Here is a 26,386-nt window from a genome sequence, read left to right on the forward strand (position 1 = left end):
TATTTTTTTAAAATTTAACTTGAATATTAAATCCAATACTTCTTGTTGAAGGCACACCATTGTACTCTATACCAGCACCATTACTTCCTGATCCAAAAAGATTTGTTTCAGGGTCTATATGTGGAACGCTCGTATTGAAAATTGCTAAATTTCTTCCTTGAACACCAATGCGTAGCGAACTAAAAGGCAACTTTTGAAGTTGCTTTTTATTAAAATTATAGGATAAACCTAATTCACGCCATTTAATATATGTAGCATCAAACACACTACTTTCATGAATACGGTTAGCTGAATAATTAGTCCAATATTCTTGTACACTCGGAATAGGTGTTGTATTTTCTGAATATGTACCATCTCCATTAGAAACAAAAGTGTTCGGGTCAACAAAAAGTGTTTCTCTATCTATTGCAGTTTCAGCAGCCAAGCCTGAAGTTCTAAGTGTTGACACCGTATTTGAATAAAGAACGCCTCCTTCTTTCCAATTAAAAGTGGTTGACAATGTCCAACCTTTATATCTGAAACTAGAAGTAAGCCCCATGGTAAAGTCTGGAAACACATTTCCCAATCTCGCATTATCACCTTCATATCGTAATCCATTTGAATTTACTAAAATCATATCCTCTATTGGGTTTCCTTGTTCATCTAAAGCTCTAGCAAATCGATTACCATATAAACCAATAGATTCTCCTTCTGAAGCACCTACTAACAGTCCGTTAAAAGCAGAAGCTAATGTATAAGTATCAATACCTTCACCTAATTCGTCAATTATTGTTTCATTGGTTGAAAAATTATAGTCCAAATTCCATCTAAATCCTTTATGTCTAATAATTAAAGCACCAAGTTCTAGTTCTAAACCAGTATTAGAAATTTGCCCTAAATTAGTCATAGCTCTACTATAGCCTGTTGATGCTGGTACCAATAGTGATATAATTTGATCTGTAGTAACATTTTTGTAAAAAGTACCATCTAAAGTCAATCTATTTTTAAAGAAACCTAATTCTAAACCAATTTCATAATTTGCTTGGTTTTCAGGTTTTAAATTTACATTGGGTAAGGTGTTTGGTCCTGAAAACGCCAATTGTCCATCAAAAGGAAAAGTTCCTGTAGTATTAAATTGGCCATAAAAACTAGATTGCGGTGAGTATAAAAAATCTAGCTGATAAGCTCCTGTATCACTACCAACATTAGCCCAGTTTCCTCTAATTTTACCATAGCTTAAAATATTACTGTCAATTTCAAAAGCATCTGTAAATATAAAACTCAATGCTATTGAAGGATAAAAATAACTATTTCCTCCTTTAGGAAGTGTAGAAGACCAATCATTTCTGGCTGTTGCATTAAGGGTTAACCATTTTTTATAGGTTAGTGTAAAATCACCAAAAACTCCTAAAATACGACGTTTAGAGTAGTTTTTCCATGGAACATTAGATTCTACATTACCTGGGTCAAAAAGTTCTGGAATAGTTAATCCAATACCTTTATTTCCAATAGTACTCCAGTCTCTTTCATTCCATTGTACACCACTTCTTAATGTAAGATCGAAATCACCAAAGGTATTATCATACGTGGTTAAAAAATCTAAGGTTAATTCTTTTCTACTAATGTGGTTCTCTGTGTAACTACCATCTAAAAGTCCAATAGTACCTTTATGTTTATTTGAAAAATGTGTAGTGTTGTAGGTGTCATATCCTACACGACCAAGCATGGAAATATTTTTTACAGGTTCATAATTTAGGCTTACATTTCCGAAAAATCGTTCAGTATCACTTGTTCTTTGGTTTTCATTTATAATCCAATATGGGTTATTAGTACCGTCAAAATCTACTGCTGCTAATTGTGCATCTCCACTTTCATTTATCCAAGGAGTAAACACACTAATATCTGTAGTTCTAGGCAATCTATTAATAATACCTGTTAACACGTTAGGATCATTAGTTCCTTGAGCCACAGCTCCTTCTATACCAGTATTTACATAGTTCATACTAAAATTAGAGCTAAGATTGTTGAATAATTGAGCTCCTGATTTAAAACTAAGGTTTAATTTTTCTAAAGAAGATCCTGGTATTATACCTTCTTGTGAGCTATAAGAGGTACTTATTCTGTAATCATTAAGACCTTTGTTTGAAACTCCTGAAATAGAAAGACTATGGACTTTTGTTGCACCTAAAGCATAAAAGTCTTTTTGAAGATCTGGGTTTGATGTAAATGTTTGTAAATTTCCAGCATAATCAGTGTAAGTACCACCTTCAGAAATTACAGGCCCCCAACCAGATGACGCATCTTGCAGATTATCACCTACACCTTCATCATAAGAACCCTGATTACCAGGACCATAAATATTTTGAAAATCTGGAAGTTTCAATGGACTATCAAAACGCATGGTAGTACTATAAGAAATAGTTGATTTTCCTTTTCCTTTTTTAGTAGTGACCATGATAACACCATTAGAAGCTCTTGAACCATATAATGCTGCTGCAGAAGCTCCTTTTAAAACCGTAAGAGTTTCAATATCATCAGGGTTTATATCTTGTGCTCTATTTCCATAATCTATAGCCCCTGTAATTCTAGAAGTGGTATAGTCATTAGCGTCTGATATAGGAACACCATCAATAACCCAAAGTGGATTATTTGACCCACCAATACGTGTCATTCCACGAATAGTAATTTTAGAAGAAGCTCCCAAACCCCCACCTTGACCTGTAATTTCTACTCCAGATATTTTACCTTGCAAGGCTTGTATAACATCTGTTTCTCTAGCAACAGTAAAGTCATCAGATTTAACAGTACTAACACCATAGCCTAATGTTTTTTCTGCCCTTTCAATTCCCATAGCAGTAACTACAACTTCCTCTAGTGTCTGAGCACTTTCAATCATTGTAATGTTTATAACATTAGAAGTACCTACAGTTTTCTCAATGGTTTCCATTCCTAAAAAAGAAAAAACCAATGTTTCTCCAGTATTAACGGTAACAGAATAATTACCATCAAAGTCCGTAAGTACTCCTTTTGTTGAGCCTTTTACTGTAATTGTTACTCCCGGTATTGCCATACCCTGTTCATCAGATACTTTTCCTGAAATAACACGCCCTTGAGAAAAGACAACATGTATTACAAAAAAAGCAACTAAAATTAGAAATCCTGTCTTTTTTGTTTTCATATATATTTATTTGAGGTTAGTCCAATTCATCTACATTAGAAATCACACAGAAAACCATTAATAAATTTTAATGTAAGTTCTCTATAATGACAAATCTCATCATCATCTTTACTACTACTAAAAGATTATAAAATGCTCAAAAAAAGAAGAATACAGGGTCTACATTTGTACTACACCTCAAGTATTTTGTGATTTTTATACAATTAGAACATAAAAAAAGAATATCATTAAATTTTCACTAAAAAAAATGCCAAATTCTTATCATAAACAAAACTAAAAAAAACACCTTATACAGTAAATCAACAATAAAAATGCTTAAATAATTAGATTAATTAAATACCAATAAAAAAAGATTGCACTGCTATAGGTTTTTAATCCATGTATATAAATCTACCTCAGCGGGAATTTGAAGTTTTTTACGCAAACGGTATTTTTTCATTTGCACTGTTTTGGGTTGCACAAATGTGTAAGAAGCAATATTTTTTGAAGAAAAATTAAGCCAAATCATAGCACATAAGGTCAATTCAGTATTGACTAATTTTGGATTAATATTTAGTATTTTTTCGCAAACATCTGGATAAACCTCTTGAAATCTAGCTAAAAAAGCTGGGTCATTATTCTTTGCTAAATTTACAACTTCCTCAAAAGCTGAATTAAGTTTTTGCTTTAGCTCTATATTTTCTTTGTTTCTTTTTTTTATAATCTCTTCTTTCTCAATTACAAGTTTACGCTGCTTTTTTTTATGATAGTAAGCAATTAAAAATAAGGCCAAAACGGATGTACTAACACTCCCGTATAAAAACGTTTTCAATCTCTTTTCGCCCAATTGGTAACTATTTTCTTGCTCTTTTAAGAAAGTAGTCACCACAGAATCAACATTTTTCTTATACTGATTATTTATACTATCATTAAATCTTGTATATTTTAAAAGATAATCATGTGCTTTATCTTCTTCTTTTAAAAATCTATAAGATTCTGCTATAAATTTATACGATATGCTAATTTCTTTATACCTTTTCATTTGGTAAGAAATTTCTAAAGACTTTCTATATAAATCTATGGCATTTTTATAATCTCCTTGTGCTTTATATAAATTAGCCTGTGCTTGTAAAATAATGGATTTTTGATATGCTGAGATAGTAGTATTTTCACCAATAAGAGACTTACACTTTGATAAATAATGCGAAGCCGAATCTATATTTTTATTATATTTTAAATAGTAATTTGACAATATTGCATAGCGAAAAGGAGACTTTTCAATATCAATAGATTTATGAAGATATACCAAACTTGAATCTAATCTATTTTTTGTATGTAAATAAGCGTCTGCTTTATTCACATAAAAAGATCCTAAGAAATTATCACTTTCAGGTCTCATTTTTTTACTAAGAACAATTCCTTTGTCAAAATAAGACACTGCTTTTTTAGTTAATTTCAGTGAAGAATAGTTTTTACCATAAATAGAATAAATTTTTAGTTTTAATTTAATATTATTTTTTTCGGAAACATTTTTGTCTGCCAAGTTTAAATACCTTAAACTTTCTAGGTGTTGCCCAAAAACACAAAGCAAACTAGCAATTTCAACATACCCAAAAACAATAGCATCTTCATAATTGATTTTCTTAGCATAATCAATCAAATCTACACTTAAAAGTAAAGCCTCTTCTAATTTACCCTCTTTTATAAAGGATTTCACCTTTACCTTTTGAAAACTATCTATCCGCTGCTCATTAAATTCTTGTGCATTTAATTTTTTTGACAAGAAAAAAAATAAAATAAGCAAAACAGGAAAACTCTTATAACACACATTAAAATATTTACTTCTGATAATCAAAATTTCAACATAAAGAATTTAAAACATGCATAAAAGTAATTATTTTTTTAAACTCTACTTACAATTTTATCTTATCCCTACTAAAAGAACGTATGTTATAAAACACACAGCATTTCTAATTGCCTTTTCCTAATAATTCAATCCACTGCTTTTTATATCCTAAATTTCGAATACCATTACTATGCCCTTTTTTTCCAGCTGGCACTTCTAAATTAAAAGGATAAATATGATCTTTCGGAATGTTCATTGCTTCATAAGATTTATGAATAGTTTTTGCTTTGGGTTCAGTTACATGGTAAGTTCCATACCACAAGTTTGATGGCGTAACACTTTTATTAAAATACCAACTCGCTATTTTATTTTTAGCAGAATAATCCCATCCACCAGAAAAATCTATAACTCTTGCTACCAATTCTCTTTTAGCGATAAAAGCTGCCATTCCTCCGCCTTGAGATTGTCCTGAAACTGCAATTTTTTCCCAATTAATTTTACCATCTTTTAAATAGGCATTCCAATTTGTATTTTTATCGTTTTTTGAAAGATAAATCAAAAGTTTAGTAAGTCTATTTACTATTGCATCTTGAGAAGTATCATTAATCAAATCAAATTTATTACTACCATAAATTCTTCTGGTTCTAAAATCTGCTGCACAGTTAGAGTTTTTGACCAATGTTTCTCCTCTACATATTTGAGCAACAGCCGGCCTTGTAATATATTGTAAATTTATTACATGGTACCCTTGTTCAATTGCAGTTAAAAAAAGGTCTTTAGGCCCTTTTACTGCCATCCCATTTGTACCTGCTAAAAACAAAAGCAACTTACCTTGCTTAATTGTTGGATCATACACAACAAGGTGTGGTGAATTATATTCCTTTATTGTTACATCTGTATCTGATGGCTTAATGGTTAACTCTACAATTGGCTCTGGAAATTTATAGTTAAGTTGAGCATTTAAATCATTTATAAGAAAAAGAAGTATAACTAATTGTAAAGTAAAAAGGTGTCGCATAATTAATAATATAATTTTTTTTCAAATTTATTACATAAAACATAACAATATACCTACGTTACATTGTTAAGTATTAATACTCGATAAAAATAATTCTCTTTTTATTAAAATTTCGATGTAAAATTAATCACTTATTATACTATATTATCCAATTTAAGACAATATATAAACTATATGGCTAGTATTTGATTATATTTAGAGCATTATTATAAGATATTATGAAAGTTTTACCTTTTAAAATACCTAAACCAGAACATGCTACTTTTATCTTTCAAAAAGATACTGATTCCATTTTTTACGATAAATTGCACCAACATGAAGAAATTCAGTTAAGCTTAATAGTTGAAGGACAAGGCACTCTTATCATCGGAGATACTATAAATTATTACAACGCTGGTGATATTTTAATAATTGGAAGTAATTTACCTCATGTTTTTAAAAGTGACATCAAAGCTTCTGAGACTTCTGAAATGCTCACACTATTTTTCACAGAAACCAGCTTTGGTGAACATTTTTTTCATCTAGAACCTTTAAAAGAAGCAGCATCTTTTTTTAAACGTTCTAAATATGGATTCAAAATAAAATCTAATAAAAAACAACTTCGCAAGCTATTTAAACGACTTGAAAATAACACCAAATTCAACCAATTTCTCTTATTTCTAAAAATATTAAAATTATGTTCCACTGCAAATTACACCAGTTTATCTTCTTTCCTTTACAATAAAAAATATTCAGAAAATGAAGGGAAAAGATTACGTGACGTTTTTGAATACACCATGACCCATTTTGAACAAAATATTTCTTTAGATTCTGTTTCAAGTATCGCAAACATGACTAAAAATGCATTTTGTAAATACTTTAAAAAGCGAACAAATAAAACCTACTTCCAATTCTTAACAGAATTAAGAGTAGAACATGCCTGTAAACTTTTAATTCATAATAAAGAATTGCACATTACAGAAATAGCATATCAGTCTGGATTTAAAAATATATCTAATTTTAATAGACAATTTAAGCTGTTAAAACAAGCAACACCTTCTGATTTTAGAAATAATAAAGGAATATAACTAATAGAAAAACAAGAGAATATTAACATTATTTTTTTGTTTTTTTCACCCTCAATTAGTATTCTAAAAAACACTTTTATAGTAAACTTTTAGTAGGAAATGTTAAAATAAAAACCGATTTTTGCAACGTGAAAATAGCAGCTCTAATATTATCTTTATACTTGCTTTTTAAGCCTATGATTCCTTTATTGGAATATGCTGCCTTTTACGATTATATAAAAAATGAACTTTGTGTTAATAAAGATATCCCTGAATCTACTTGCGACGGTAAATGTTATTTAGCAAAACAGCTAGCAAAAGCGTCCGATTCTGAAAAAGACAATGAAAAAGATCATAGTTTTATTGTAGAGTATTCTATCGTTTTCTTTCAAAAAATTATCATAAACTGTTTATTTCCATTTTCAACAGAACTGACTAACAAATTAATAGCTACATATAATAAAATTTATAAATTTCATTATATAAACACCATTTTTCACCCTCCTATTATTTAATTTCTACATACAATAGAAATTCAAAAATTCCGAGCGTTGTTTTACTAATTAATTTAGTAACAAACAGCAATACCTATACCTATTATCTATTTAATTAAAATTGAAAATATGCTAGGGTTGTATGAAAATTTTATATCAAAAGTTTTTATAGCTCTCTTGGGTTTGTTGAGTTCCATTTTTTTGAAGCAATATTAGTAGCTGTTATAACAAATATAATTAACTAATATAATACAATACTTTTCTTGTAAAAAGTATTGTATTTATTGGGGTAAGGCTACTACATCTAACTAGTTTTAAATTAAACACCAATACATAATGAAAACATTACATTTTATTGTAATTGTATTATTTGTTGTGGCAACTTCTTGCACAATAGACAAAACAGATTTTGAAGCTGAAATCAGTGTTGAAACAACAGAATATGTTGATTTTAAAGAAGCTGCCTCAGTAACTACTGGAAATTATACAATTAGTATTGAAGCTTTAAACGGTACTTTTTATAAAGGTTATAACGAAATTCATCTAAAAATTTTCAACAAACAAACTGGTGAAAATTTAGAGGATTTAGAAGTAAATTTTTTACCAATATTAACTGATACTAATGGTAATAAAGTTTCTTGTCCGCATAAATACAATTTAGATTATGATACCTCAGAAGGTTATTATTTAGGATACTCTGTATTTACTAGCGAAAGTGATGCAAGTGCAAACTGGAAATTGTACATCAATTTTATTGACAATAATCAAACGCATTCGGTTAATCAAATTATTTCTGTTGAAAAACAGACTAATATGAATTTAAACATGACATCGTTTACAGGAAACAATAATGAACAGTATTTTATTGCATTAATTTCTCCACAAAAACCAAGAGTTGCTGAAAACGAATTGGTTGCTGGAATTTACAAATACAATCAGCCAACAAATGTTGGTGGTGTTTTTCCTGACCCTTCACAGTTTTCTTATTCAATAGTTCAAGGTCATACTTTATTGTTAGATCCTAGAATGCCAGAACCATCTATGGGTAATCATTCATCGCCTAACAATAAAAATTTAACACAACAAAGTGATAGTTTATACTATGGTGTTGTTAATTATACAATGACGGGAAACTGGACCTTGAATTTTATTTTTCAAAACCAAGACGGACAAGTTATAAAAGGAACAGAAGTTCCTACTGATTTTACCCCAGGAATTGAAGGTGCTAAAAGTGAACTTTACATTGACATTTTATTCTAAGCCAATGAAACTAATAACTTTTATAATACTAGTAGCATTGGTAACAGTTGTAAATGCTCAAGAAACACCAATAAAAAAGGATAGTTCCGTTACTGTATTGGATGAGGTAATACTTATTGCGGTAAGAAAAAAGAAAATAGAAACTGAGATGAAAATGGCAGTTTCTGTTGATGAATTTTTAGCTTCTTCTGACAACATAAGCTTTATTAAACGTGGAGCTTATGCGTGGGAACCTCTGCTTAATAATATGAGTACAGAACGTTCAACAATAACTATTGACGGTATGCATATTTTTGGGGCTTGTACTGACAAAATGGATCCGGTAACATCATATGTAGAAAGCAATAATCTTTCTGAAATTGATATTACATCTGGACAAGAAGGTAGCATGCATGGAGCAACAGTAGCAGGAAGTATAGACTTAAAACGGAAAAGTACAGCTTTCGGACTTAGCAAAAAATGGAGTGGAGCCTATCAAACTGGTTTTGAATTTAATAACAATCAGTATTTTAACCTTGGCAACATTTCTTATTCTAGTGACAAGCTGGTAGCTGAGGGTAGTATTTCGTATAGAAAAGCAGAGAATTATTACGATGGAGAAAACAACGAAGTAAATCACTCACAGTATGATAAGTTTAACACATCTGTAGGTATAGCTTATAAAACTAGCCCTTTATCATCAATAAAAGTTGATGCTATTTTTGATAAGGCAAAAGATGTTGGTTTTCCAGCTCTTCCTATGGATTTATCTCTTTCTAGAGCTCTAATTACTTCTGCTGCATATAAACAATTTTTTGAAAACAAACTTATAAAGGTTTGGGATACAAAAATTTATTTTAATGCTGTTGAACATTATATGGATGACACCACGCGTCCAGAAAATTTGGTTCATATGGATATGCCTGGATGGAGCACAACTTATGGATTGGTTTCTAAAATTAATTTAAAAAAGGAAAATTATGCTTCAGAAATACAGCTAAATGCATACGATAATTTATCTATTGCAGAAATGCGAATGTATCCTCAAGACCGTAGTGAAAGAACCATGTTTGCTTATAGCTGGCCTTGGGTTACTACACGTTATGCAGGACTTTCTGTAAATAATTCTTGGGATATTTCTAAAAAAAGCTTATTAAATTTTGGAGGAACTTTTGGGGTAAACTACAACTACTCTAAATATGTTGATTTCAATTGGATTTTCAATCCTGGAGCTTCACAGAAAAAAACAAGATTTCTTCCAAATCTATATACTAGCTATCAGCTAAATATAGCTGATTTTAATTTTTCTGTTGGAGGTGGATATGGACATAGAGCTCCATCTGTTTCAGAAGGCTATGGCTATTACATTTATAATAGTTTTGACAGATATGACTATATAGGAAATCCTGATTTAAAAAATGAAATTTCTTATGAGGCTAATGCAAGTGCTGGTTTTAAAAATAACAAAGGAAGCATTCAGGCCAAAATAAACTATTTCTATATTCAAAATTACATCATCGGAAGAATTTTAAGTTTAGGAAGCCCAATGAACTATCAATCTGTGGGAGTTAAAGGGTATACATCTTTAGATTATGCCTCATTATTTAATTTCTCATTAAATACAAAATACACTATTTTTAAGAAGTTGCACTGGAAAGGAATGTTAACTTATGCAAGAGGTTTAGATGATAATAAAAATAATTTACCATTTATTCGTCCGCTTAGTTACCAGACCTCACTTCATTATTCTTTTAAAAATTTAGGACTGTTCACTTCACTAAATGGTGATTTAAAACAGATTAATTATAGTCCTGAATATGGAGAAGATGAAACACCTTCTTATACCAATTGGAATATTTCTGCAGACTACACCTTTTATATCAATAATTACAGAACGGTTTTACAGGTAGGTGCCGAGAATTTGTTTAATGAATTCTATAGCACTTATGCAGACTGGGGTAATATTCCAAGAATGGGACGTAATGTTTTTACGTCAATAAAAATTAATTTTTAAAATAACAATTAAACAAATAATAATCAAAATCAAAAAACATGAAAAATTTAAAAAAGTATCTTTTCTTAGCTGTATTATCATTAGCGTTTATATCTTGTGATGATGACGATACACCTGTTGCTAACAATGTAACATTATCGTTTAACAACACTTTTGACAACACTACTATAGTTCTTGGAGAAGCAAGTTCTACTAGTGCTACAGTTAACACTTCTGAAGCAGGACAAGTTCATCGTTTTTCTGAATTAAAATATATTATAAGTAATATTCGTCTGGTTAATGCAGATGGAATAGAAATTCCTTATAACATTAACGATTTAGATAATGGAGCAACTGTTGTTGACCATTCAAAACCTGAAACATTACAATATGTTTTAAACGAAATTCCAACAGCAGAATATACACAAATTAAATTTGGCCTAGGTATAAAAACTGAATTAAATACTTTAGATCAAGTCAGATTTCCTAATTTTTATGCAGCAGCTGAAGAAAACGATACTGAAATGATGTGGGAATGGGGAACTGGTTACCGTTTTACAAAAATTGAAGGTTTTTATGATACAGACCATAAAGAATTGTCTATTCATACAGGTAGCACCCTTGATGAAGACCCTGAAGATCCAACAGGAGAAGCTTTAGTACAAGGTGTTGATGCTTATAGAGATATTGTATTAGATCTTCCTATAAGTGCAATTGTAGGCAGTAATGCTCCAACAATTATTATCAAAGCAGATTTTAACCACTTATTAAGTGGAGATAGTGAAATAATTACACTTAGCTCAGGATCTAGTATGTCTGATAATGCAACACCAAACATCCATACCGCAGTACAAATGACAAAATTTGTTAATAACCTTGGTGGTGATGGTTCTACAAATACTAAAGGTATGTTTTCTATAACAAGCGTAGAAAACTAAATTTAAATTATAAAGCCGGTTATGATATTGTATCATACCGGCTTTCAATTCATTTTACATGAAAAAAATAATAAGAAATATTACACTAATACTGCTATTAGCATCTTGTAATACAGACGATTACAACCCAGTTTCTTATAACAATCCTGAAATAAAATTAAACATTCCTACTGGTTTTCCTCAATTAAATGATGCAGTAACTAATAATAAGCCAACAAAATATGGAATTGAATTAGGTAAAAAACTATTCTTTGACAATAAATTAAGTGCTAACAACACCATTTCATGTTCAAGTTGCCATATACCGTCAAATGCATTTACAGATAAGAAGCCATTAGCCATAGGAATAGAAGGAAGAATAGGACTAAGAAATACACCCCCTATTCAAAATTTAGCTTTTATGAAATTCTATAATTGGGATGGTAATAAACGTCAATTAGAAAACCAACCTCTCGTACCTATTATAACACACGAAGAAATGGACTCTTCCATTCTTGAAGTTATAGGTAAAATTGAAACAGAAAAAGATTATATTGATTTATTCAATAAAACCTATGGAGACAAAGAGATTACTCCTGAACGGATTTATAAAAGCATAGCTCAATATGAATATACCTTAATTTCTGCTAACAGTAAATATGACAAAATAAAACGTAATGAAGGAGAATCATTTACTGAAAATGAAGCACAAGGTTATCAAATTTTTAATCAAAAATGTGCAAATTGCCACAGTACTGAACTGTTTACAGATCAAAGCTTTAGAAACATTGGCTTTCCTATAAACCCAAATACCGACGAAGCAGGCCGTGCTAGAGTAACAGGAAATTTAGATGATTATATGAGTTTTCGCGTACCCTCGTTACGAAATATTGAATTTACAGCTCCATATGGTAGTTTTGGACAATTTGCTACATTAAAAGATGTTTTAGATTATTTTGATAATGGCGTTTTAAATGCAGAAAATCTAGATCCTATTTTTAAAGAAAATAACAATAGAATTCCGTTAACAGAAGAAGAAAAACAAGCCCTTATTTCCTTCTTAAAAACATTAAGTGATTATGAGTTTATAAACCAATAAACTAAATTTTCTACCTTAGAAATTACCCATGATATAATGCTAAGTATTACCCATTACAATAATAAAGTTTATTTATTTTTATTACTATTTTGGTAGTTTAATAATGCTAAATAACTTAACAGCATTACTAAAATTCCTATAACAATAACAATACCTGAATGCATTGCATTCATTAGAATAATGGTTGTACTTTTTCCTGAAATTAAAGTATACCAAAAAAATGGACAAAACACGCCTACTAGCGTAATATTCCTGCCCATTTTTATTCCATTTTTGTACCCTATTATTTTACTATCTTTTGGTTTATCTATTTTGTTATTGCCATTTATTAGGGTTATACATTTTTGTACTGCCAAGGTATATGGGCACCATTTAAAAATTGATTTCATATAGTTTACTATAGACATTGGTTAAAATTTTTAATACAAAAAGTAAAATATAAAACCACCGACCATTGCCATTAACAGTACAGAAACTATAAATGCCGCAATAGCTTTAGGTTTTAACATCGATGAAATAATTGCTATTTCAGGTAAACTAGCACCTGTACCACCAATTATTAAGGACATGGCTGCCCCCATACTCATACCTTTAGCAATTAATGCACTTAAAATTGGTATTGCCATTTCAATTCTCAAATACAAAGGAATTCCAATAGCTGCAGCAATTGGTATTGCAGACGGACTATTATTCCCTAAGTATTTTTCTACCCAAGCATCGGGTACAAAAATGGCTGAAACAGCACTAATAAGAGCTCCAATAATTACATAAGGAAAAATACGCTTAAACAATGCCCACCCAAAAGTTAATGCTTCATTAAATTTTGTTTTTGATGGTGCAATTTGACCACACGCCGTGTCGGATAATTTTGAAGATGTATTGGCTTCACATGCCACTGAATTCATACTCAATTGTTTTGCTTTATCAGAAGTAAGCCCACAACTAACCTCGGGCTGTGATGTACAAGATACTGCAGTTTGCTTTGAACCTAATTGAATACGTTTTACCTCATATCTTAATGAAGTTTTACCTACAATAGTTCCAAATACTATTGCTCCTAAAAAAACAACTAAAAAGTAAATTAACGCGACTTTCCAACCAAAAACACCAAAAATAAATCCAACCACAACAAAATTTGCTAATGGAGCAGCCAGTAAAAATGAAAACACCATAGCAAATGGAGCTCCCATTTCAATCATTCCCATAGATACAGGTACCATAGAAGCACTACAAAATGGTGTTGGTATACCTAATAAGGCTCCCATTACCCCACTATATTTACCGGTTTTAGCTAATCTTTTCTGGAGCTTTTCTTGAGGTATAAATGCTCGAACTAGCCCTGTAAGTATAGATACTAAGGCAATAATTAATACTAAAACTGCACCAACATGAATAAATTCATCTAACGCTAAATTTAATTTTTCATTCATAATAATTGTTTATTAAAGATTAATGTTTAACATATGCGTTTTAACACATATGTTATTGCAAAAAAATACTATTTATTATTTTTAATTCATTTATTTTTAGTCTCTTAATGCCAACAACTCTTTACATTTTACCATTTCCTTTCTCATTTCAGATTCAGGAATGCTATGAATTGATTTTTGTATCAAGTCTTGAAATTTAGTATTGATTGGAGTCAAATGATAGAAAACCCATTTCCCTTCTTTTACCTCTTCAATTAAATTAGCATCCTTTAATATTCTCAAATGGCGTGATACATTATACTGATAAACTTCTAATACCTCAACAATTTCTGAAACGCAAATTTTCTCATCAATATTCATCAATAACCACATTATTTTTAATCTTGTAGTATCAGATAATGCTTTAAACACTTTTATATAATTGTCCATTTTTTCATTTTTAATCATATGCGTAAAATTGCATATGACAAAACAGTGGCAAATGTAAAAAGATTATTTTAAATAGCAATAATTTTTTATTAAGGTATAAAATAGCGTTAGATACTCTTGCGATGACATCAAAATAAAGCTCCTCTAATTAAACAAAAAAACTAAGCTGTGGTACTAAAGAAAAAGAAACTCTTATATTATAAAAACATTAAGTGACACTGAATTTATTACACAATAATAGCATAGTATGCAATTACTATCTTTTTTTAAATATTATAATAAAATCAACTGTATCTTTTCCAACAAACAAACACATTGCAAATTACTTTGGGTAACAAACACTATTTATTTTAGTTAAATAAATTTTTAAACTATAAAAAAAAGCGACACCTGAATTAACAAATGCCACTTTAAATGTTTTCACAACGGAATAATCCTTATTGTGAATTGATTTCAAATTGTTTTCAAATATAGGAATTTTTTATTTTTTTTAAAAATTCTTATTTTTAAACAGTAAATACTTATTATAACCCAAACACCATGAAAAGAATATTAGGTTTAGACCTAGGTACCAACTCTATTGGTTGGGCCTTAACTCAACAAAATTTTGATAAAAAGGAAGGTAAAATTGATGGAATTGGAAGTAGAATTATTCCAATATCACAAGATATATTGGGTAAATTTGATTCAGGTCAGTCTCATTCACAAACTTCAGAAAGAACTGGATATAGAGGAGTTCGCAGATTAATTCAACGAAATTTATTACGAAGAGAAAGACTTCATAGGATATTAAATATTTTAGGTTTTTTACCTCAGCATTATGCCGAAAGTATCGATTTTGAAAAACATTTTGGGCAGTTTAAAAAGAATACAGAGGTAAAATTAAATTATAAAAAAAATGAATCTGGCAAATATGAATTTATATTCATGGATAGCTTTAACGAAATGGTTGAAGTATTTCTTAAAAAGAAACAAAACACAAAAATACCACTAGACTGGACAATTTATTATTTAAGAAAAAAAGCTCTTTCGAAAAAAATATCAAAAGAAGAGTTAGCATGGATAATACTCAACTTTAATCAAAAAAGAGGATATTATCAATTAAGAGGTGAGGAAGAAGAAACTGATAATAACAAACAAGAAGAATTCTATACTTTAAAAGTTAAAGATGTAATACCTACTGAAGATAAAAATAATAAAGGTATATGGTATAATGTAATTTTAGAAAATGATTGGATTTACAGAAGACAAAGCAAAGAACCGTTAGACAATTGGATAGGCACATCAAAAGAATTTATCATTACTACCACAATATCTAAAGATGGAAAAGAAAAGAGAAGTTTTAGAGCTCCAAAAGAAGATGATTGGAATTTATTAAAAAAGAAAACCGAACAAAGTATAAAAAATTCAAAGAAAACAGTTGGCGAATATATTTTTGATACACTACTTGCCAACCCTTCACAAAAGATTAAAGGTAAATTAATAAAAACTATAGAAAGGAAACTTTACAAAAAAGAGCTTTCTGCAATATTAAAAGAACAAAAAAAACATCATCCGGAACTTCAAAATAGAGACTTATACAAAAAAAGCATAGAAGAGTTATACCCTAGAAATGAAGCTCATCAAAATAATATAAAAGAAAAAGACTTCACTTATTTATTTTTAAATGACATCATCTTTTATCAAAGACCTTTAAAGAGTAAAAAATCTACCATTTCCAATTGCAGTTATGAAACTCGAACTTATAAAAAGAAGATTGAACTAATTGAAGATGAAAAGAAAATAGTAAAAGAAATAATTGTAAAAGAACCTTTAAAAGCAATCTCAAAATCCAATCCTCTATACCAAGAATTTAGACTATGGCAGTTTTTAGCAAATCTTAAGATTTATGACAAAACCAAATTAGATAGAGACGTAACTAGTGATTTTATAAAAACAGATGAAGATTATGTGAATTTATTTGACTTTTTAAATGTCAGAAAAGAAGTTGATCAAAAAAACATTATTCAATATTTTATTACTAATAAAGTTATAACTAAAAGTGATAAAGAAAATATTAGATGGAATTATGTTGAAGATAAAAAATATCCATGTAACGAAACTAAAGCTAATTTTCTGTCAAGATTAAGTAAAGTAAAAAACATTGATCCCATTACCTTTTTAACGCCAAAAATTGAACAAAGCTTGTGGCATATTATCTATTCTATTAAGGATAAAACAGAATTTGAACAAGCCCTAAAAACTTTTGCTAAAAAACATAATTTAGATATTGATTCTTTTATAGATAATTTTATAAAATTCCCACCTTTTAAAAATGAGTATGGTCAATATTCTGAAAAGGCAATTAAAAAGTTATTGCCTTTAATGCGTAAAGGTAAATACTGGAATGAAAATGAAGTTGATTTAGAAGTTAAAGAGCGTATCAAAAATATATTAGAAAGATTAAATTTTATTGATTTTGATAAAACTAAAATAGACGAAAACATTACAGATGATGATATTCCAAAACCTTTATTAAAAAGTTTTATTGAATTTAAAAACAAAAATGCATTACAAGGATTAAACACATATCAAGCCTGTTATGCTGTTTATAACAGACACTCAGAAAACAACACTTCTAGCTATTGGAAAACACCAATGGATATAGAAAAGTATTTGAAAAATTTTAAACAACATAGTTTAAGAAACCCTATTGTTGAACAGGTAGTTACCGAAACCTTAAGAGTTGTTAAAAGTATTTGGGAATATTATGGTAATAGTGCTGAAAATTTCTTTGATGAAATACATGTAGAGTTAGGTAGGGAGATGAAAAATTCTGCCGACAAAAGGAAACGAATATCTGATAGAAACAAAGAGAATGAAAATACAAATCAAAGAATAAAATCTATATTACAAGAATTAAAAGATGAAGGTATAAAAAATATTAAACCTTATTCTACTAGTCAACAAGAAATATTAAAAATTTATGAAGAAGGTGTTTATCAAAGTTCAAATGAAACATCAGATGAAATTGAGAAAATAAGAAAAAATAATGCACCCACTAAGGCTGAAATAACCAAGTATAGACTTTGGCTAGAACAAGGATATATTTCTCCTTATACAGGTCAGATAATACCACTTAGTAGACTTTTTACAACAGACTATCAAATAGAACACATTATACCTCAATCTCGTTTTTTTGACAATTCTTTAAGCAATAAAATAATTTGCGAAAGTGAAGTGAATCAATTAAAAGATAACAAAACTGCATATGAATTTATAAAAAATAATTCAGGAAGAATTGTTGATTTAGGAGGTGGAAAAACAGTTAAACTATTTAAACTAGAAGATTACGAAAACCACTGTAGTAATTATTTTAAAAGAAACAGAAGCAAATTAAAAAAATTATTAAGTGAAGAAATTCCTGAGGACTTTATAAATAGACAACTTAATGATAGCCGATATATTAGTAAACTAATTAAAGGATTATTGTCTAATATTGTTAGACAAGAAAATGAACAAGAAGCAACTTCCAAAAATTTAATTCCTGTTACCGGTGCAATAACTTCAAAATTAAAAAATGACTGGGGATTAAATGATAAGTGGAACGAATTGATTGCTCCTCGTTTTATAAGACTAAATAAAATGACCTCTACAAGTAATTTTGGATATTGGGACGAGAAAATTAATGCTTTTAGAACTCAAGTACCAGACGAAATAGCTTATGGATTTAACAAAAAACGAATAGATCACCGACACCATGCCTTGGATGCTTTAGTAGTAGCTTGTACTCACAGGAAACATATACAGTACTTAAACACTTTAAATAGTGAAAAGAAAAATTATAGTTTAAGAGATTCTTTACTTATAAAAAATAAAGAAGGTCATTATACTAAAAACTTCTTGCTTCCTTGGTATAACTTTACTTCGGAAGCAAAAAATAATTTAGAAAAAATTGTTGTTAGTTTTAAACAAAATTTACGAGTAATAAATAAGTCTAACAACAAAACTTGGCAATGGGTAGAAAAAGATGGAAAATTAAAAAAACAATTAATACAACAAACTAAAGGCAATAATTGGGCTATTAGAAAGCCTATGCACACAGAAACAGTATATGGTAAAGTTCTTATAAAAAAGAAGCGAAAAAATCCAATTTCTTTAAATAAAGCTATAGAAAATTGGGAATTAATTATAGACAAAAAAATAAAAGCTATAGTTAAAGAAAAGGCTAAATTTTACAAATCTAACTTAAAACTTTTAAAAAAATACTTTAGAGATAATCCTATTCACATCCATGGTAAAAAAATAGATAAAGTTGATATTTATGAAATTGTTGAAGCAACGGCTAGTAGAGTCGCTTTATCAGAAAAATTTACTCGTAAACAATTAGAAAGTATTACAGATTCTGGAATTCAACTTATTTTAGAAAATCATCTAAAAAATTATATTGACGATAAAGGAAAAGAAAGGTTTGATTTGGCTTTTAATTCAGAAGGCCTTGATAGTCTTAATAAAAATATTATCACTCTTAACAATGGAAAACAACATCAACCTATTTATAAGGTAAGAACATACGAAATAGGCAATAAATTTAATATTGGAGAAACTGGCAATAAAAAAGATAAATATGTTGAAGCTGCAAAAGGCACAAACTTATTTTTTGCCATTTACTGGGATGCTTCTAAGCAAAAAAGAGTTTATGAAACTATTCCATTAATTGAAGTGATTGAACATCAAAAATGGCGTGCAACATTACCTAAAGAAGAATTCAAAAAAACACCATTAACTCCTATCAAAGAAGAAAAAGGACAGTTTTTATTCTCTTTATCTCCTAATGATCTTGTTTATGTACCTACTGATGAAGAAATTGATAACCCTAGCCTAGTAAATTTTGAAAAGTTAACTAACAATCAAGTAAATAATATTTATAAAGTAGTAAGCTTTACAGGAAATAGACTTTATGCTATACCGAACAACATTGCGAGTCCAATACAAAAAAAATATGAGTTTACACAATTGAATAAACTAGAGTTTGATTTAAAAGGTAAATCAATTAAAGATAGGTGTTGGAAACTAAAAACCAATAGACTAGGAAAAATAATCCAAGTTTTAAAATAATTGCAATGATTAAACAATCTATATATATTGGCACCCCTTCTTATTTAAAAATAAAACAAAACCAACTGGTTGTACAATGCCCCAAAACAAACGAAATAAAGGGAACCGTACCAATTGAAGATATGGCGTTGTTAATGCTAGACCATTTCCAAATCACAATTAGCAATCAACTTATTACACGCTTGCAAGGCAACAATGTAGTTATTATTAATTGCGATGCACACCACTTACCATTCGGAGTAATGTTACCTCTTTATGGACATACAGAACATTCTGAAAGAGTAAAATATCAATTAGAAGCTAGTGAGCCTTTAAAAAAACAATTATGGAAACAAACTGTAGAACAAAAAATTAAAAACCAACAATCTTTATTGGCATATTATAAAAAGCCTTATAAACACATGGATGTTTATTGGCAATCAGTAAAAAGTGGAGACACCACAAATTGTGAAGGTAAAGCTGCACAATATTACTGGAAACACTTGTTCGAAAATTTTACAAGAGAAAGATTTGGTTCTGAACCTAATAATCTTCTAAACTTTGGTTACGCTGTATTGCGTAGTATAATAGCTAGAGCATTGGTAAGTAGTGGTTTGCTACCTGTTTTGGGTATCTTTCATCGTAATAAATACAACCCTTATTGTTTGGCAGACGATATAATGGAACCTTACAGACCTTTTGTGGATAAAATGGTTTATAATTATATAGCAGCAAACGGAAAAACAGAAGAATTAACAAAAGAAGTTAAAGCTTATCTATTAAATATAGCTACACAAGATGTTGTTATCAATGGAGTAACAAGACCATTACTTGTAGCCGTAACTACTACAACCGCAAGCCTATACAAATGCTACTTTGGTGAGTTACGCCAACTAAAATACCCAGTGCTTAACTAATATAAATCATTTATTTCAACTTATGCTACAAGAATCTAATCGTTTTAATGCTTATAAAATTATGTGGGTACTTGTATTTTTTGATTTACCAACCGAAACTAGAAAAGAAAGAAAAGCAGCAAGTCTATTCAGAAAAAAACTTATTGATGACGGATTTACAATGTTTCAATTTTCTATATATCTACGTCATTGCCCAAGTAGAGAAAACTCTAAAGTACATACCAAACGTGTTAAAATGAATTTGCCTAAACATGGAAAAGTTTGCATTTTAGAAATTACAGATAAACAATTTGGAAGTATGGAATTGTTTCATGGTGAAAAAGAAGTTGATATGCCACAACCTGTACAACAATTACAATTATTTTAAAAATAATCTTTAAAAACAATATTTAAATAGAATCAAAAAAAACAAGGTTTAAAAATTAAATTATTGGTTAAACTTAATTTTTTTTAATTCTAAAAAAAATCCTGAAGTATTGATTTTATTCAATACTTCAGGATTGACCTTGTGATTGCTCACGTAAAAATACAATTTGAAATCAATTCACAACTATTAATCCCGATTGTTGGGGGTTTGTTGTCTTGTGATTGCTCACGTAAAAATACAATTTGAAATCAATTCACAACCCTGTAATTCTTGCACCAACATCAAAATTACTTGTGATTGCTCACGTAAAAATACAATTTGAAATCAATTCACAACAATCCGAAAGTAATTGTGTGCTTGTCGGCACTTGTGATTGCTCACGTAAAAATACAATTTGAAATCAATTCACAACCCAACAGCATGTTCTTTGAAATTAAAATTACTTGTGATTGCTCACGTAAAAATACAATTTGAAATCAATTCACAACAAAAAAACACTCAATTGACCGCGTATTAGACTTGTGATTGCTCACGTAAAAATACAATTTGAAATCAATTCACAACAGACAAGGGCGGGTATTATAAATTTAAGGACTTGTGATTGCTCACGTAAAAATACAATTTGAAATCAATTCACAACTCTTTAGGTCTAAATGTTTTTTCTCTCTTGCTTGTGATTGCTCACGTAAAAATACAATTTGAAATCAATTCACAACATAATAATCATTACGGCCTAATAGCATTTCCTTGTGATTGCTCACGTAAAAATACAATTTGAAATCAATTCACAACTTACGTGCTCAATAGCACGTTCAATAATTTCTTGTGATTGCTCACGTAAAAATACAATTTGAAATCAATTCACAACCATTTTATTATATGTTTAAATCGATTAAAGCTTGTGATTGCTCACGTAAAAATACAATTTGAAATCAATTCACAACACATAAGGTTTCAAAAACTAATAACTTAGGCTTGTGATTGCTCACGTAAAAATACAATTTGAAATCAATTCACAACTCGAAAACGCCTTTAGATAATTTAGCAATACTTGTGATTGCTCACGTAAAAATACAATTTGAAATCAATTCACAACTTTATGATGACCCACAACAATAGCAATTTCCTTGTGATTGCTCACGTAAAAATACAATTTGAAATCAATTCACAACATGCTGTAACTCCAGCTAATAAACACGTATCTTGTGATTGCTCACGTAAAAATACAATTTGAAATCAATTCACAACCAAAATGGCAAGCGAAGCAGGAGGAAAAGGCTTGTGATTGCTCACGTAAAAATACAATTTGAAATCAATTCACAACCTGTCTAGTTCTCTTAATCTTTCATTTGCTCTTGTGATTGCTCACGTAAAAATACAATTTGAAATCAATTCACAACAAGATGAACAGCTACATTACGAGAATGATTCTTGTGATTGCTCACGTAAAAATACAATTTGAAATCAATTCACAACTGTTGACCCCGTGCTAATGGCAGGGAAAGACTTGTGATTGCTCACGTAAAAATACAATTTGAAATCAATTCACAACCCGCTTGTCAATTCTTCAGAATCGTACTTACTTGTGATTGCTCACGTAAAAATACAATTTGAAATCAATTCACAACGAAAGATGACCAAATAGTTTATCTGAATTACTTGTGATTGCTCACGTAAAAATACAATTTGAAATCAATTCACAACTCGTAAAGATATTGGATATGACAAAGACGGCTTGTGATTGCTCACGTAAAAATACAATTTGAAATCAATTCACAACTTACGAGTAATAAAAGAAATTTTTAAAACCTTGTGATTGCTCACGTAAAAATACAATTTGAAATCAATTCACAACGAAAAAGCACTAGAACTAATTAACGGTTACCTTGTGATTGCTCACGTAAAAATACAATTTGAAATCAATTCACAACGGTTTTATTAATTTAAGCATATCGTAAATACTTGTGATTGCTCACGTAAAAATACAATTTGAAATCAATTCACAACTGCATCTCTTCATAAACATCTAATCCAATTCTTGTGATTGCTCACGTAAAAATACAATTTGAAATCAATTCACAACATGCAAATAATCTTGATTTTGAGAATGTTACTTGTGATTGCTCACGTAAAAATACAATTTGAAATCAATTCACAACACCGCCTGAATTAATTGGTGCTACATACGTCTTGTGATTGCTCACGTAAAAATACAATTTGAAATCAATTCACAACGACATTCAGCAATTGGCAAAATGTTTGTCGCTTGTGATTGCTCACGTAAAAATACAATTTGAAATCAATTCACAACTTCAATCGCTTGTGAACGTATCAATAAAACCTTGTGATTGCTCACGTAAAAATACAATTTGAAATCAATTCACAACCATCAATTGGTGAAATTGTTAAAGCTGCATCTTGTGATTGCTCACGTAAAAATACAATTTGAAATCAATTCACAACTACTATAAAAGATTTTTAGATTCTATATTACTTGTGATTGCTCACGTAAAAATACAATTTGAAATCAATTCACAACCAGATACTGCTGTAACTGGTAAAACATTCTCTTGTGATTGCTCACGTAAAAATACAATTTGAAATCAATTCACAACCAATTTACAATTACTTAAAGAAATTACCGCCTTGTGATTGCTCACGTAAAAATACAATTTGAAATCAATTCACAACAACCATTACACCATCTTCTTCTTTTTCTTCCTTGTGATTGCTCACGTAAAAATACAATTTGAAATCAATTTATAGTAGGTTTATTAACACAATTTAGTACTAAAACATGTATTAAACAGTACAAATAATTATAAAACACAATGCAATAATTGTTGCAAAATTGTACAATTAAAACATAATAAAAGTACTTTATTTAGCATAGAAACACGTTTTGCAACCTGTTGCAACAAATGTATTAGTCTTCGCTGATTTTGTTCTATTCTTTTTCCCTTTTGTAAAGTAGATTTACAGTGTAAAATGCAACATTTTATACCCATTACATAATACAATCTAATCCAAAATAATTAAAATTTACATTTATGAAAATTAATTTTTACCGAACACATATAGTTGGTGTTCTATTTTTATTGCTTTTTGCAGTCCAATTAAGCTTTTCTCAAGTAAAAAAAACTTTAAATATTCTACCAACTAGCAATTCTGAAAACATTGAAGATAAAATTGAAACTATCCTTCAACAATTAACCTTAGAAGAAAAAGTTAACTTATGTCATGCACAATCTAAGTTTAGTGTTAAAGGTGTTGAACGCTTAGGAATTCCTGAAATTTGGATGGCAGATGGCCCACACGGTGTAAGAGCCGAAATAAGTTGGGATGAATGGTCGTATGCTGGATGGACGAACGATTCTATAACAGCATTTCCTGCCCTTACTTGTTTAGCCGCAACATTTAATCCTTCACTAGCTGGCGACTATGGATTTAGCCTTGGCGAAGAAGCAAGATACCGAAAAAAAGATGTGCTTTTAGGCCCGGGTATTAATATTTATAGAACACCACTTAACGGTAGAAACTTTGAATATATGGGAGAAGATCCCTTTTTAGCTTCAAAAATGGTTGTGCCTTACGTAAAAGGTGTTCAAAAAAATGGAGTGGCCGCTTGCGTTAAACATTTTGCCTTAAATAACCAAGAACATTTACGAGATAAAATTAATGTTGAAGTGAGTGATCGTGCTTTACACGAAATATACTTACCAGCATTTAAAGCCGCTGTACAAGAAGCTAATGTTTGGGCTATTATGGGTGCTTATAATAAGTTTAGGGGTCAATATACGACCCATCACAAACTACTTACAACTAAAATATTAAAACAAAATTGGCAATATGACGGAGTAGTTATTAGTGACTGGAGCTCTACACATTCTACTGAAGAAGCTGCTTTATACGGCTTAGATATTGAAATGGGAACAGGTACCGATGGATTGGGAACAACTACAAAAAACCATTACAATAATTATTATTTAGCTTCTCCTTTTCTTAAAAAATTAAAAAGTGGAGAAATTCCAGAAGCTGTACTTAATGATAAAGTACGTAGAATTTTACGTCTAATGTTCAGAACCAATCTCAATAGAAATAGACCTTTAGGCAGTTTAAACACAAAAGAACACCACGATGTAGCTAGAAAAGTAGCTACTGAGGGTATTGTACTTTTAAAAAATGATGATAATTTTTTCCCTATAAAAGATGATAAAGAATTGACTATTGCTGTTATTGGTGAGAACAGTGTACGATCAATGACAGCAGGCGGCGGTTCCTCTGAATTAAAGCCCAAATTTGAAATATCTCCTTTAGAAGGTCTTAAAACAAGATATAAAAATGCAACCATTTTACATACTATGGGCTATGAATCTGGTCGTTCTGAGTACGATACAGTACATCCACCAACATTAGATGCAGATTCTTTAAAAACTGAAGCTATAAAACTAGCAGAAAAAGCTGATATCGTTTTATTTGTAGGTGGACTTAACAAAAGTCATTTACAAGATAGTGAAGGTGATGATAGAAAACAATTTGGATTGCCTTTTGGTCAAGAAGAACTAATCAGTGAAATTACAAATGTGAATAAAAATGTTGGCTTTTTATTACTATCAGGAAATGCGGTTGAAATGCCTTGGTTAAAAAAAGTAAAAGGTGTTATACAAACTTGGTATTTGGGTAGTATGGCGGGGCATGCCATTGCAGATGTAGTTAGTGGTGATGTGAATCCTTCTGGTAAACTTCCATTCTCATTTCCAAAAAAACTTGAAGACAACGGAGCTCATTCATTTGGAGAATTGTCTTATCCTGGAATTGGAGAAAATCAACAATATAAAGAAGACATTTTGGTGGGTTATCGATGGCATGATACAAAAAAAATAAAACCATTATTTGCATTTGGTTATGGCCTATCTTATACAGACTTTAGTCTTTCAAACATCAGTACCAATAAAAAAGCCTATTTACGAAATGAAACTATTGTAATTAACTGTGATGTAAGTAATACAGGTAATGTAAAAGGCTCTGAAGTTGTACAAGTTTATATTGGTAAACCTAAATCTAAAATAGAGAGACCTTTAAAAGAACTCAAAGGTTTTTCAAAAGTTGAACTTGATTCAGGAAAAACAAAAACAGTTCGTATTGAAGTAGATATTGATAAACTAAAATATTATGATAGTTCAATTTCTGATTGGAATTTTGAGAGTGGAGAATATCTAATTTATGTTGGTAATGCCTCTGATAATATTGCTAAAAAAATTAAGATAACAATTAAATAGAATTTAAATTAACAACTGAAGTAAACAGTACAAATAAAATTATTTGTACTGTTTTTTTTTATAAAAATTAAACAACTATTATAAACCAATTTTAAATTTT

Annotated in this window: 16 protein-coding genes and 1 CRISPR repeat array; of the genes, 10 read left to right on the forward strand and 6 right to left on the reverse strand. The window is 29.7% G+C overall.

Going from position 1 to position 26,386, the window contains the following annotated elements:
* Positions 1 to 7 precede the first annotated feature (7 nt).
* The 3 genes from EGM88_RS01620 to EGM88_RS01630 form a co-directional block, all read right to left on the reverse strand.
* Positions 8 to 3,157 carry a SusC/RagA family TonB-linked outer membrane protein gene (locus EGM88_RS01620; protein ID WP_123896214.1) on the reverse strand — a complete coding sequence of 1,050 codons (3,150 nt, stop codon included), beginning with the start codon at positions 3,155 to 3,157 and terminating at the stop codon, positions 8 to 10.
* A 361-nt stretch (positions 3,158 to 3,518) separates the two neighbouring features.
* Positions 3,519 to 4,919 carry a tetratricopeptide repeat protein gene (locus tag EGM88_RS01625; RefSeq protein ID WP_123896216.1) on the reverse strand — a complete coding sequence of 467 codons (1,401 nt, stop codon included), beginning with the start codon at positions 4,917 to 4,919 and terminating at the stop codon, positions 3,519 to 3,521.
* 187 nt (positions 4,920 to 5,106) lie between these two features.
* Positions 5,107 to 6,000, reverse strand: coding sequence for a BPSS1187 family protein (locus EGM88_RS01630; RefSeq protein ID WP_123896218.1), 894 nt, complete (start codon positions 5,998 to 6,000; stop codon positions 5,107 to 5,109).
* Between the two features lie 218 nt (positions 6,001 to 6,218).
* Between EGM88_RS01630 and EGM88_RS01635 the strand changes: the two genes are divergently transcribed.
* The 6 genes from EGM88_RS01635 to EGM88_RS01660 all read left to right on the forward strand — a co-directional run bounded on the left by EGM88_RS01635 (position 6,219) and on the right by EGM88_RS01660 (position 12,788).
* On the forward strand, positions 6,219 to 7,067 hold the full coding sequence (locus tag EGM88_RS01635; RefSeq protein ID WP_123896219.1) for an AraC family transcriptional regulator: 849 nt from the start codon (positions 6,219 to 6,221) through the stop codon (positions 7,065 to 7,067).
* A 128-nt stretch (positions 7,068 to 7,195) separates the two neighbouring features.
* Positions 7,196 to 7,561 (forward strand): hypothetical protein, encoded by a 366-nt coding sequence (locus EGM88_RS01640; RefSeq protein WP_123896221.1) that lies wholly within the window; start codon positions 7,196 to 7,198, stop codon positions 7,559 to 7,561.
* A gap of 315 nt (positions 7,562 to 7,876) precedes the next feature.
* Complete coding sequence (locus tag EGM88_RS01645) at positions 7,877 to 8,800, forward strand: hypothetical protein (protein ID WP_123896223.1); 924 nt, start codon at positions 7,877 to 7,879, stop codon at positions 8,798 to 8,800.
* Between the two features lie 4 nt (positions 8,801 to 8,804).
* Complete coding sequence (locus EGM88_RS01650; protein WP_123896225.1) at positions 8,805 to 10,793, forward strand: TonB-dependent receptor plug domain-containing protein; 1,989 nt, start codon at positions 8,805 to 8,807, stop codon at positions 10,791 to 10,793.
* A gap of 38 nt (positions 10,794 to 10,831) precedes the next feature.
* Entirely contained in the window at positions 10,832 to 11,710 is an 879-nt protein-coding gene (locus EGM88_RS01655) for an MbnP family protein (RefSeq protein WP_123896227.1), read from the forward strand.
* Positions 11,711 to 11,768: 58 nt separating this feature from the next.
* Positions 11,769 to 12,788 carry a cytochrome-c peroxidase gene (locus EGM88_RS01660; RefSeq protein ID WP_123896228.1) on the forward strand — a complete coding sequence of 340 codons (1,020 nt, stop codon included), beginning with the start codon at positions 11,769 to 11,771 and terminating at the stop codon, positions 12,786 to 12,788.
* A gap of 68 nt (positions 12,789 to 12,856) precedes the next feature.
* Here the strand turns inward: EGM88_RS01660 and EGM88_RS01665 are convergent, their stop codons facing one another.
* The 3 genes from EGM88_RS01665 to EGM88_RS01675 form a co-directional block, all read right to left on the reverse strand.
* Positions 12,857 to 13,195, reverse strand: coding sequence for a hypothetical protein (locus EGM88_RS01665; RefSeq protein ID WP_123896229.1), 339 nt, complete (start codon positions 13,193 to 13,195; stop codon positions 12,857 to 12,859).
* A gap of 12 nt (positions 13,196 to 13,207) precedes the next feature.
* Complete coding sequence (locus tag EGM88_RS01670) at positions 13,208 to 14,218, reverse strand: permease (RefSeq protein WP_203229411.1); 1,011 nt, start codon at positions 14,216 to 14,218, stop codon at positions 13,208 to 13,210.
* A 96-nt stretch (positions 14,219 to 14,314) separates the two neighbouring features.
* Entirely contained in the window at positions 14,315 to 14,647 is a 333-nt protein-coding gene (locus EGM88_RS01675) for an ArsR/SmtB family transcription factor (RefSeq protein ID WP_123896231.1), read from the reverse strand.
* Between the two features lie 540 nt (positions 14,648 to 15,187).
* On the opposite strand from EGM88_RS01675, the gene cas9 reads away from it, so the two are divergent.
* From cas9 to EGM88_RS01695, 4 genes are all read left to right on the forward strand, one after another.
* Positions 15,188 to 19,744 (forward strand): type II CRISPR RNA-guided endonuclease Cas9, encoded by a 4,557-nt coding sequence (gene cas9, locus EGM88_RS01680; RefSeq protein WP_123896232.1) that lies wholly within the window; start codon positions 15,188 to 15,190, stop codon positions 19,742 to 19,744.
* A 5-nt stretch (positions 19,745 to 19,749) separates the two neighbouring features.
* The gene (gene cas1, locus EGM88_RS01685; RefSeq protein ID WP_123896233.1) at positions 19,750 to 20,640 is read left to right on the forward strand and encodes a type II CRISPR-associated endonuclease Cas1; all 891 of its coding nucleotides are present in this window, start codon (positions 19,750 to 19,752) and stop codon (positions 20,638 to 20,640) included.
* Between the two features lie 22 nt (positions 20,641 to 20,662).
* Complete coding sequence (gene cas2, locus EGM88_RS01690) at positions 20,663 to 21,007, forward strand: CRISPR-associated endonuclease Cas2 (protein WP_123896234.1); 345 nt, start codon at positions 20,663 to 20,665, stop codon at positions 21,005 to 21,007.
* 138 nt (positions 21,008 to 21,145) lie between these two features.
* Positions 21,146 to 23,774: a CRISPR direct-repeat array (repeat unit 46 nt; unit sequence CTTGTGATTGCTCACGTAAAAATACAATTTGAAATCAATTCACAAC).
* Between the two features lie 283 nt (positions 23,775 to 24,057).
* The gene (locus EGM88_RS01695) at positions 24,058 to 26,286 is read left to right on the forward strand and encodes a beta-glucosidase (RefSeq protein WP_123896235.1); all 2,229 of its coding nucleotides are present in this window, start codon (positions 24,058 to 24,060) and stop codon (positions 26,284 to 26,286) included.
* Positions 26,287 to 26,386: the final 100 nt, after the last annotated feature.

The sequence above is a fragment of the Aureibaculum marinum genome, from assembly GCF_003813905.1.
GTDB lineage: Bacteria > Bacteroidota > Bacteroidia > Flavobacteriales > Flavobacteriaceae > Aureibaculum > Aureibaculum marinum.